At 70.5% G+C, this 9,971-nt stretch carries 10 protein-coding genes and 1 tRNA gene; 3 read left to right on the top strand and 8 right to left on the bottom strand.

The window, feature by feature from the left end; translation table 11 throughout:
* Positions 1 to 88 precede the first annotated feature (88 nt).
* Positions 89 to 421, bottom strand: coding sequence for a DMT family transporter (locus ACFXGA_RS03395; RefSeq protein WP_378083953.1), 333 nt, complete (start codon positions 419 to 421; stop codon positions 89 to 91).
* A 140-nt stretch (positions 422 to 561) separates the two neighbouring features.
* Here ACFXGA_RS03395 and ACFXGA_RS03390 point away from each other — a divergent pair, with 140 nt between their 5' ends.
* The gene (locus ACFXGA_RS03390) at positions 562 to 2,835 is read left to right on the top strand and encodes a (Fe-S)-binding protein (protein WP_378083951.1); all 2,274 of its coding nucleotides are present in this window, start codon (positions 562 to 564) and stop codon (positions 2,833 to 2,835) included.
* 57 nt (positions 2,836 to 2,892) lie between these two features.
* Here ACFXGA_RS03390 and ACFXGA_RS03385 read toward each other — a convergent pair whose 3' ends face one another.
* Positions 2,893 to 3,276 (bottom strand): phage holin family protein, encoded by a 384-nt coding sequence (locus tag ACFXGA_RS03385; RefSeq protein ID WP_378083949.1) that lies wholly within the window; start codon positions 3,274 to 3,276, stop codon positions 2,893 to 2,895.
* Between the two features lie 127 nt (positions 3,277 to 3,403).
* Positions 3,404 to 4,744, bottom strand: coding sequence for an LPXTG cell wall anchor domain-containing protein (locus tag ACFXGA_RS03380; protein ID WP_378083947.1), 1,341 nt, complete (start codon positions 4,742 to 4,744; stop codon positions 3,404 to 3,406).
* Between the two features lie 116 nt (positions 4,745 to 4,860).
* Here ACFXGA_RS03380 and ACFXGA_RS03375 point away from each other — a divergent pair, with 116 nt between their 5' ends.
* Positions 4,861 to 5,844: a cation diffusion facilitator family transporter gene (locus tag ACFXGA_RS03375; protein WP_378083945.1), complete on the top strand. Its 984-nt coding sequence runs from the start codon at positions 4,861 to 4,863 to the stop codon at positions 5,842 to 5,844.
* Here ACFXGA_RS03375 and dcd read toward each other — a convergent pair.
* Entirely contained in the window at positions 5,841 to 6,422 is a 582-nt protein-coding gene (gene dcd / locus ACFXGA_RS03370) for a dCTP deaminase (RefSeq protein ID WP_378083944.1), read from the bottom strand. The genes ACFXGA_RS03375 and dcd overlap by 4 nt on opposite strands.
* A gap of 85 nt (positions 6,423 to 6,507) precedes the next feature.
* Here dcd and ACFXGA_RS03365 point away from each other — a divergent pair.
* Positions 6,508 to 6,578 (top strand) — tRNA-Gly (locus ACFXGA_RS03365).
* A gap of 1,003 nt (positions 6,579 to 7,581) precedes the next feature.
* On the opposite strand, the gene ACFXGA_RS03360 is transcribed toward ACFXGA_RS03365, so the two are convergent.
* The 4 genes from ACFXGA_RS03360 to ACFXGA_RS03345 form a co-directional block, all read right to left on the bottom strand.
* Positions 7,582 to 8,532: a phosphotransferase family protein gene (locus ACFXGA_RS03360; RefSeq protein WP_378083942.1), complete on the bottom strand. Its 951-nt coding sequence runs from the start codon at positions 8,530 to 8,532 to the stop codon at positions 7,582 to 7,584.
* Between the two features lie 32 nt (positions 8,533 to 8,564).
* On the bottom strand, positions 8,565 to 8,963 hold the full coding sequence (locus tag ACFXGA_RS03355) for a DUF5313 family protein (RefSeq protein ID WP_378083939.1): 399 nt from the start codon (positions 8,961 to 8,963) through the stop codon (positions 8,565 to 8,567).
* Positions 8,960 to 9,409, bottom strand: coding sequence for a MarR family winged helix-turn-helix transcriptional regulator (locus ACFXGA_RS03350; protein ID WP_378083938.1), 450 nt, complete (start codon positions 9,407 to 9,409; stop codon positions 8,960 to 8,962). The genes ACFXGA_RS03355 and ACFXGA_RS03350 overlap by 4 nt, the downstream gene beginning before the upstream one ends.
* 114 nt (positions 9,410 to 9,523) lie before the next feature.
* A complete protein-coding gene (locus tag ACFXGA_RS03345; protein WP_378083935.1) occupies positions 9,524 to 9,910 on the bottom strand; it encodes a hypothetical protein in 387 nt (128 codons plus the stop codon).
* Positions 9,911 to 9,971: the final 61 nt, after the last annotated feature.

Raw genomic sequence — 9,971 nt, 5'->3', positions numbered from 1 at the left:
CGGCAGGGAGAGTTGTGTGAGAGAGACCCCGCGAGCAGGAACTCCTCGGACAGCGCGCGGGTGCGGGGGGCGGGCGGCCCGGCGGCCGTCAGGCGGCGGCACCGCTGCCGACCTCGATGGCCACCACGCCCGCGATCACGAGCAGCAGCCCGACCACCATCGTGGCGTTCAGCGGCTCCTTGAACAGGACCACCCCGATGCCCGCGACCGCCGCGATCCCGAAGGCGCACCAGATCGCGTAGGCCACGCCGATCGGCATGCCGAGCTGGAGCACCTTCGCCAGCGCGCCGAACGCGACCACGTACCCCACGACGACCACCGCGGACGGGATCGGCCTGCTGAACCCCTCGGAGAGCTTGAGGAACACGGTCGCGGTGACCTCGCCCACGATCGCCACGGCCAGCGCGAGGTACACGAGCACGGTCCGACCTCCGACAAGTTGAACGGGTGTTCCACTAGTCTACGGGCCCTATGCGATCGACCACGTCCAAGTGGTTACCGGCCAGTAATCGGGCGTAGGCTGCCCAGCCAGGAGAACGGACGAGAAAGGCCGCCACCACAATGGGAGCCCTCCAGCTCACCCTCGGCGCCATCGGCGTCGCCGTCAGCGTGTTCGCCTGGGGTCTGTTCGTCGCGGGTGTCCTGCGGATGATCAGGATCATCCGGCTCGGCCAGCCGGACCCGACGCGCACGGGACCGTTCTGGCCCCGCCTGCGCACGCTGGTCGTGGAGTTCGTCGCGCACACCCGCATGGCCAAGTTCCGCAAGGTCGCGCCCTGGCACTGGATGGTGATGTGGGGCTTCCTCATCGGCTCCGCGGTGCTGTTCGAGGCCTACGGCGAGGTGTTCGACCCCGGCTTCCACTGGCCGGTGATCGGCACCTGGTCGCTGTGGTCGCTGCTGGTCGAGCTGCTCGGCATCGGCACCGTGGCCGGCGGCGTGGCCCTGGCCGTCATCCGCCAGCTCAACCACCCGCGGCGCGCCGACCGCGTGTCGCGGTTCGCGGGCTCCGACTTCAAGGCCGCGTACTTCGTCGAGGCGGTCGTGATCATCGAGGGCCTCGGCATCCTCGGCGTGAAGGCGTTCAAGCAGGCGTCCGGCCTGGAGGACCCGCCGCTGTGGTCGTCGTTCGTCACCGCGCCGCTGTCCGACATCCTGCCCGCGAGCCCCGACTGGGTCTCGATCATGGCGATCACCAAGCTGCTGTCCGGCATGGTGTGGCTGATCGTGGTGTCGAAGAACCTCACCATGGGCGTCGCCTGGCACCGGTTCAGCGCGTTCTTCAACATCTACTTCAAGCGCGAGGACGACGGCGGCGTCGCGCTCGGCGCGTTGAAGCCGATGATGAGCGGCGGCAAGGTCCTCGACCTGGAGGAGGCCGACCCGGACAAGGACGTGTTCGGCGTCGGCAAGGTCGAGGACTTCACCTGGAAGGGGTGGCTGGACTTCAGCACCTGCACCGAGTGCGGCCGCTGCCAGTCCCAGTGCCCGGCGTGGAACACCGGCAAGCCGCTGTCGCCGAAGCTCGTCATCACCCAGCTCCGCGACCACGCGTTCGCCAAGGCCCCGTACCTGCTGGCGGGCGGCTCGCGCGACATGGCGGGCGACGAGGTCGGCCTGACCGAGGACAAGTACGAGGACTACAAGAAGCGGCTGGAGTCCATCGACGTGCTGGCGCTGGCCGAGTCCGAGCGCCCGCTGGTCGGCGGCGCGGACGAGCTGGGCGTGATCGACCCCGAGGTGCTGTGGTCCTGCACCACCTGCGGCGCGTGCGTCGAGCAGTGCCCGGTGGACATCGAGCACGTCGACCACATCGTCGACATGCGCCGCTACCAGGTGCTGATCGAGTCGAACTTCCCGTCCGAGCTGGGCGGCATGTTCAAGAACCTGGAGAACAAGGGCAACCCCTGGGGCCAGAACGCCAAGGACCGCCTGAGCTGGACCGAGGGCCTGGACTTCGAGGTGCCGGTGTTCGACGGCGAGCTGGGCGACGCCGAGTACCTGTTCTGGGTCGGCTGCGCGGGCGCGTTCGAGGACCGGGCGAAGAAGACCACGCGGGCGGTGGCCGAGCTGCTGCACACCGCGGGCGTCAAGTACACCGTGCTCGGCCCGGAGGAGAGCTGCACCGGCGACCCGGCGCGGCGCGCGGGCAACGAGTTCCTGTTCCAGATGCTCGCGCAGCAGAACGTCGAGGTGCTCAACACCGTGTTCGACGGCCGCGAGCCCGGTCAGCGCAAGATCGTCGTGACGTGCGCGCACTGCTTCAACACCCTGGCCAACGAGTACCCGCAGGTCGGCGGCCAGTTCGAGGTCGTGCACCACACGCAGCTGCTCAACCGGCTGGTGCGCGAGCGGCGGCTGGTGCCGGTGGCCGAGGTCGCGGAGGACGTCACCTACCACGACCCGTGCTACCTGGGCCGGCACAACAAGGTCTACGAGGCGCCGCGCGAGCTGGTCGGCGCGTCGGGCGCGACGCTGCGCGAGATGCCGCGCCACGAGGAGCGCTCCATGTGCTGCGGCGCCGGCGGCGCGCGCATGTGGATGGAGGAGCGGATCGGCAAGCGGATCAACCTGGACCGGGTGGACGAGGCGCTGGGCACCGCGCCGTCCAAGATCGCGACGGGCTGCCCGTTCTGCCGGGTGATGTTGACCGACGGCGTGACGGCCAGGCAGAACGAGGGCACGGCGGGCTCGCACGTCGAGGTCGTGGACGTGGCGCAGATGCTGCTGACGTCCGTGCGCCGGGGCCTGGAACGCGAGCGCCAGGACGTGCCGACGGACGAGTCGCCCACCGGCACCCCGCTGCCGGACGAGGACAAGGCGTCGTCCAACTAGCCGCTCGTGAACGACGAACGCCCCGGTCGATGGCGCGGACCGGGGGCGTTCGTCGTGTCAGTCGCGGTCGGTGATGCGGTCGTAGGCGATGTTCAGCAGCCAGCTCGTGAGGGCGACGATGATCGCGCCCCAGAACGCCGGCCAGAAGCCCGTGACGTCGAAGGGCAGGCCCAGCTCGGACGCCAGCCAGCCGGTGAGCCAGAACAGCAGCGCGTTCACCACCAGGCCGATCAGGCCGAGCGTGACCAGGTAGAACAGGCAGCCGAAGAACTTCACCAGCGGCTTGACCACCGCGTTGACCAGGCCGAAGAGCAGCGCGACGCCGATCAGCGTGCCGATCTTCGCGGGCGTCGACGCGCCCTCCTCCAGGTCGATGCCCGGGATGAGCGTGGCGACCCAGACCGCCACCGCCGTCAGCAGAACGTGCACCAGAATGCCCATTGCCGCAGGCTAGCGGTGGCGGTCGGCCGAACGGGTCAGGCGCGACGACGCCCGCGTGCCGCCGAGCAGGTCAACGCGCCACCGCCGAGCAGCGGCACGACCGCCCCGCCCGGCGGCGAGCCGACCGTCAGGCCCGGACGCGGCGCTTGCGCGCGACCAGGAACGCGAGCGCGCCCACGAGCACCAACAGGCCGCCGGCCGCCAGGAACGACCCCGGCGACGCACCGGTCTGCGCCAGCCCGCTGCCGCCACCGACCGGTCCCGCGGCGGCGGTCGTGGTGGTGGACGTGTCGGTGGACGTCGGCTCCGTGGACGTCGACCCGGTGGTGGACGTGGTGGTCGAGGTCGGCGTGGTGGTCGTCGTCTCCGCGGGCAGGTACTTCAACGGCACGATCGCGTGGTTGTCCCGCGAGTTGACGTCACGCCGGTTGAACAGCGACACCGGCCGGGCGAACAGGTGGAACTCCTCGAACTCCGGGTTGTCCAGCCGGTAGGTCAGGCTCAGCTCGACCGTCTCGCCCACCGCCATCGGCTCGTGCAGGGCGAAGTCCTGGCCGGGGTGGCGCACCACGACGTTGTCGCTCGCCGAGACGAACGTCGGGGTCGAGCCGAACATCACGAAGGACGGGCTGTCCGCGGCCTCGCCCCGGTTGGCGACCGACACGGTGAGCGTGACCTCGTCGCCGAGCGCGTAGGCGTCCTTGGCGGGCTCCACCACGGGCGTGCCGACGACGAAGTCGGCGTTCGGGCGCACATACCGGGCGTCCACCCGCAGCGGCTCCGACGAGAACACGTTCAGCGCCTTCTCGCGGGTGTCCTGCGGCAGGTCGTGCCCGCCGGGCAGCGGCGGGGCGAGGATGAGGTCGGGCTCGCGGTCCGCCGCCCTCAGCACGTAGTCGCCGAACGCCAGGTCCTGGTAGAGGAACTCGCCGTTCGGGCCGCGGGTCTCGCCGAAGATCACCACGCCGGGCCCGTTCAGGCCGCCGCTGTGGAAGAACAGGGTGCGCGACCCCTCGCCCGGGACGTCCGCCTCGGCCGCCTGCTTCACGCCGTCGCGGTCGTCGTCGACGAAGCTGAAGCCGCCGATCGTGCCGCCGCGGATGCCGAAGTCGAACGTGCCCCCGCCGCTGACCGGGTTGAACGTCGACTTGGTGGTCGACTCGAAGCGCGCGGTGCTGCCGCTGTAGAGGGCCAGCGGGACGTCCGGCACCTCGGCGCGGTAGCGGCCGTTGTCGTCGGTGTCGTACTCGCCGATGAACTCCTTGGTCGTGGCGTTGAAGACGCGCACGGCCGTGCCGCGGACCTTCGGCGGCTCCCCCGCGTCGACCACGCCGTCGGCGTCGCGGTCGAACCACACCAGGCCCTGCACCGTCACGGTGCCCTCCTGCGCGCCCGCGAACGGGGCCGCCAACGCGGCTGTCGCCACCGCCGCGACCATGGCCGCGACGCGGCCGATCGGATTCGCCACCCGAGTTCCCCCCACGAAATGAAACGTGACACTTCGTCGTCGCAGGCATGATCATGATCGTTTCGTGAGGCCGGTCACATCGCGCGGACCTTGCCGGACGGGCCTAACGTCGGGGCATGGCACCAGAGCAGTCGAAGGGTGGCGAGAGCACGCTCACCGTCCTGCTCGCCCTGGCGGTGAACTTCGCCATCGCGGTGATGAAGGCGATCGCCGGGGTGATCACCGGGTCGGCGGCGATGATGGCGGAGGCGGCGCACTCGGTCGCCGACACGTTCACCGAAGGTTTGCTGCTGACGGCGTTGCGCCGGTCGACCAGGCCCGCGGACCGCAGGCACCCGTTCGGGTACGGCAAGGACCGGTACTTCTGGTCGCTGCTCGCCGCCGTGTCGATCTTCGTGTCGGGCGCGGTGTTCGCGTTCTACGAGGGGTTCCGGACCGTCCTCGGCGAACCGGTGGAGCAGGGCAACCCCGTCGTCGGGTACGTCGTGCTGGCCATCGCGTTCCTGCTGGAGTCCGTGTCGTGGACGCAGGCCGTGCGGCAGGTGCGGCGCGAGTCGCGGGCCGAGGGGCGGTCGGTGCTCGCGTTCCTGCGGGTGTCGGACGACCCGACGGTGAAGACGGTGTTCCTGGAGGACTCGGCCGCGCTGGTCGGGCTGCTGCTCGCGTTCGGCGGGCTCGGGCTGCACCACGTGACCGGGTCGTCGGTGTGGGACGGCGTGGCGTCGTTGGCGATCGGCGTGCTGCTCGCGTTCGCCGCGTACACGTTGGCGTCGACCAACCGAGGGCTGCTGATCGGCCGGCAGGCCGACCCGCTGCTGGTGCGCGCGGTGTGGCAGGCCCTGCGCGACGCGCCGGAGGTCGAGCAGGTGGTGGACCTGCTGACGATGGCGGTCGGCACGGACCGGGTGCTGGTGTGCGCGCGGCTCGACTTCGACGACGCGCTCGGCGCGGCCGACCTGGAGCGGACGTGCGTGCGGATCGACGCCGAACTGCGCGCCGCGCACCCCGAGGTGGACGAGGTGTTCCTGGAGCCCGTGCCGCGGACCGACCCGGAGCTGCGGTCGCGGGTGCTGGCCCGGTACGGGGACCTGAAGCTCTAGCGCTTCGTGTCGGTGCGGTGGAAGTTGAGGTACGCGCGGGACGGCGTCGGACCGCGTTGGCCCTGGTAGCGCGACCCCGCCTGGGCCGACCCGTACGGGAACTCGGCCGCGCTGCTGAGCCGGAACAGGCAGAGCTGGCCGATCTTCATGCCGGGCCAGAGGGTGATCGGCAGGTTCGCGACGTTCGACAGCTCCAGCGTGATGTGGCCGGAGAAGCCGGGGTCGATGAACCCCGCCGTCGAGTGCGTGAGCAGGCCGAGGCGACCGAGCGACGACTTGCCCTCCAGCCGCCCCGCCAGGTCGTCGGGCAGGGTGACCAGCTCGAACGTCGAGCCGAGCACGAACTCGCCGGGGTGCAGCACGAACGGCTCGTCGTCGGCCGGTTCGACCACCGAGGTGAGGTCGTCCTGCTGCACCGAGGGGTCGATGTGCGTGTACCGGGTGTTGTTGAACACCCGGAAGAAGCGGTCGAGGCGGACGTCGATGCTGGACGGCTGCACCATGACGTCGTCGAACGGCTCCAGCACCAACCGGCCGGCGTCGACCTCTTTGCGCAGATCGCGGTCACTCAGCAGCACGGGCACAGCGTAGGCGACCACCCCGGCACGCCGACCTCTGGCCACGCGCCGGCCGGCTGTGTGTATGATCGGAGCCGCGCGACAGGCGGGTGTAGTTCATTGGTAGAACGACAGCTTCCCAAGCTGTAGAGGCGGGTTCGATTCCCGTCACCCGCTCAGACAGACGAAGGCCCAGGTCAGCGCCGGTAAGCCGGTTGACCTGGGCCTTCGTCATGATCGGGCTAGTACGTCACCGTGCTGTCCACGTGCGGTTACCCGACCGGGACCAGGACGCCAGCGGCGTCTCCTTCATCGTCATCCTTGCCGCCGCCGCGCTCACGCTCGACCAGGCCGCTCAAGGCCGAGACGGCCGACGTCGACGGGGTGGTGCGGGATCGGCAGGTGGCCGGCTACATCGCCAAGTACGCCACCAAAGGCACCGGAGCGACCTCGGGCGTGGACTCCCGGATCAAGCGGGAGGAGGCCATTGCGGACCTGGACACGCGTCAGGGGCAGACCCAGCCCAACCCTCCCGTGCAGGCGGCAGGTGCCCCCTTGACACGCGTGGTTGGGACGAGCCAGGTCGGCGGGATGACACGAAGCCCTACTTTGGGAGAAGACGAGTTTTGCGTGGCACACTTGTGCTGTGCACATCCGACTGAGGCGGTCACTTGTGGGCATCTTGCTCGCGGGCACTGGCGCGTCTCAAGTCCTTGCGGGTACGGATGGTTCCGTAAACCCCTGGGAAACGGTCTGGCTAGCCTCAACCGTACTTACGGCGTTGGTGGCAAGCGTACTGACCACGGCCGAACCTCAGTCGACCATCAAAAAAATCTCTTGAAAAAAATGATCGTTTATTAGATCACACCTCCCAGGGCGGAGATAACCGCCATTCGGGCTATCTGTTGCATGGACAGTCTCAGTTGCAGCCCGCTGGTCCATACCGACCAGACCCAGCAGTGGCATCGGCGACGTAGTACACCGTGCTGTTCACGTGCTGTAAGCCCCCTGGACAACAGTGGTCAACGCCGGTCATACAGGACCGGCCTCCGCCGCAGGTCAACACATCCACCTGGGCTGCAAGATCGGGTTCCCAAGCTGTAGAGGCGGGTTCGATTCCCGTCACCCGCTCAGACAGACGAAGGCCCGGGTCACCTCGACCTGGGCCTTCGTCGTGTGGTCAGCGCAGGCGGTCGGTCCAGTCGTCCAGGCGGGCCAGGGACGTGCGCAGGTCGGCCAGCAGTTCGAGCGCGTGCGCGTGCGCGGCGGAGCGTTCGGGTGGGGTGACCGGGCGGTGGCCCAGGGCCCGCCACACCATCCACGCCGCGCCGCCCAGGTAGGTGCGCAGCAGGCCGGCGAACGACGTCGGCGACGCCGGTGGTCGGTGGCCGCCCGCGCGCTCATAGGACTCGATCACCCGGTCGAACGCCGCCCGGTCCTCGCCCAACCGGCTGAAGTGCAGGGCCGCGCGGGTGAGTTCCCACTCCGCGTAGTCCGGGCCCGCGCCGTCCCAGTCCAGCAGCAACGGGCCGGTGGCGGTCCGGAGGACGTTGTCCGGCTTCACGTCCCGGTGCGTGCCGACGGCCGTGAGACCTCCCGTGTCGGCGGCGAGTTCCCTCGCCCGGGCGATGTCCGGCAGGTAGGCGCGGACGGCGTCGGTGAAGTCGCCGGGCGCCTCGTCCAGCCACTCCCGCCACTCCTCGACGGGGTGCGGCCTCCCCTCGGGCCTCCCGCCGGCGGGAAGGCCGTGCAGGGCCGCCAGGATCCCGCCGACCCACTCGGACACGTCCTCGGTCGGGGGAACGCCCTCGTGCCACTCGTGCACGAGGTGGCTGTGGACCTGGTCGCCGACGCGCACGTCGGCGAGCAGCGGCGCGACCGGGTCCAGCGGGTGCACCGGGCGCGGCATCGGGAAGCCGCGGGCGTGCGCCCGGAGCTGGATCTCCGCGGCCACCAGGTAGTCGCGCATCCACCAGTCCTCGCGCGACCGGTTGAGCCGCTTGACCGCCCACGTGCCCCTGGTCGTGCGCAGCCGCCACACCAGGTGCGCACGACCGCCCGCGGCGGGCGTCCACGGCTCCACCACGTCACCCAGCCCGAACGCCGCGGCCACCGCCGCCTGCCACTCCACGTCACGGCACGCTAGGGCACGGCCGCGTCGGCTCAGGACCGGTTTTCCGCCGAACGCCACACCTGCTCGTAGCGCTCCTGGTCCCGCCGCGACCGCTCCTTGCGCACCTCGGCCGCCGCGCCCGCCGGGTAGCCGTACTTCGTCATCCGGTTGTCCGTGCTCTCGATCGCGTACGACACCCCGAAGTACACGCCCACGATCAGCCCGAGCGACCCGCACGCGACCGCCAGCGGCCACGGTGAGCCGAGGCCCAGGACCAGTGCGAGCGCGATGACCACCGTCAGCGGCAGCACCTGGAGGAACATCCGCACGCCGAACCAGAACAACCACGTCGGCTTGGTGGCCTGCCGGAACACCCACTCCCGGTGGCGCATCGGCAGCCTGCCCCCGAGCAGGTACCACGCGCGCAGCGGCAGCGACGGGCCGCTCATGACCGCTCCGTCGCGGCGATCACCCTGGTCAGCACGGCGTGCAGGTCCTGCAGCTCGGCCAACGACATGCCGAGCTTCTCCACCACCGCGGGCGGGATGGCCAGCGCCTGCTCGCGCAGCGCGGCGCCCGCCTCGGTCAGCGTCACGGCGAGCTGCCGCTCGTCCGCCGCGGCCCGCGACCGCGTCACGTACCCGATCCCCTCCAGCCGCTTGAGCAGCGGCGACAGGGTGGCGGGCTCCAGGGCCAGCAACCTGCTCAGCTCCTTCACCGACAGCGGCGCGCGCCCCCACAGCGCCAGCATCACCAGGTACTGGGGGTGGGTGAGCCCCATGGGTTCCAACAGCGGCCGGTAGAGCGCGACCACGTTCCTGGACGCGATGGACAACGCGAAGCAGACCTGCCGTTCCAGGGCCAGCGGGTCCTCGACAGTTTGTGCACTAATCATTAGCACGCACACTACCTGGTCCGGCGCGCGGCCGTGACGAGGTGTGACGACACACCCAACAGTCAGGTGGTAGGGCCGCCCCAGAACAGCGTCATGGGCGTCGCCCACGCGGGTCTACCTGGCCTCCAGCTCCGCCCAACCGCCGCCGCGCGCCAGGACCGCGCGCACCTCGGCCACGTGCTCGACCACGCCGGCGAGGTCGCTGTGCAGCAACGCCGCCCGGTCGGCGTCGAGCGGCAGCCCGTCCTCGCGCCACAGGTCCACCGGCAGGCTCAGCACGAACACCACCGAGTCGACCAGCCGCAGCACCGCCGCCGACTGGTCGCCCGGGTACGTGCCGCGGATCCCGGCGCACTCCGCCAGCACCGACCGCAGACCGGCCACCGCCGCCGCGGGCGTGCCGTCCCACTCGGCCGACGGCCACAGCCGGCCGCTCAGCGCCAGCCACAGCCGCCACCCGGCGGCGGATTCGTCCCCGTCCCGCGGTCGCCAGCCCTCCATGGCACCACTGTGCGGGCGCACGACGGCGCCCGCACAGCGGAGATGACCCAGCACACAGGGC

Source organism: Actinosynnema sp. NPDC059335 (assembly GCF_042752395.1).
GTDB lineage: Bacteria > Actinomycetota > Actinomycetes > Mycobacteriales > Pseudonocardiaceae > Actinosynnema.
The sequence above is the reverse complement of the archived record's forward strand: the minus strand, read 5'-3'. Positions and strand labels throughout refer to the sequence as shown.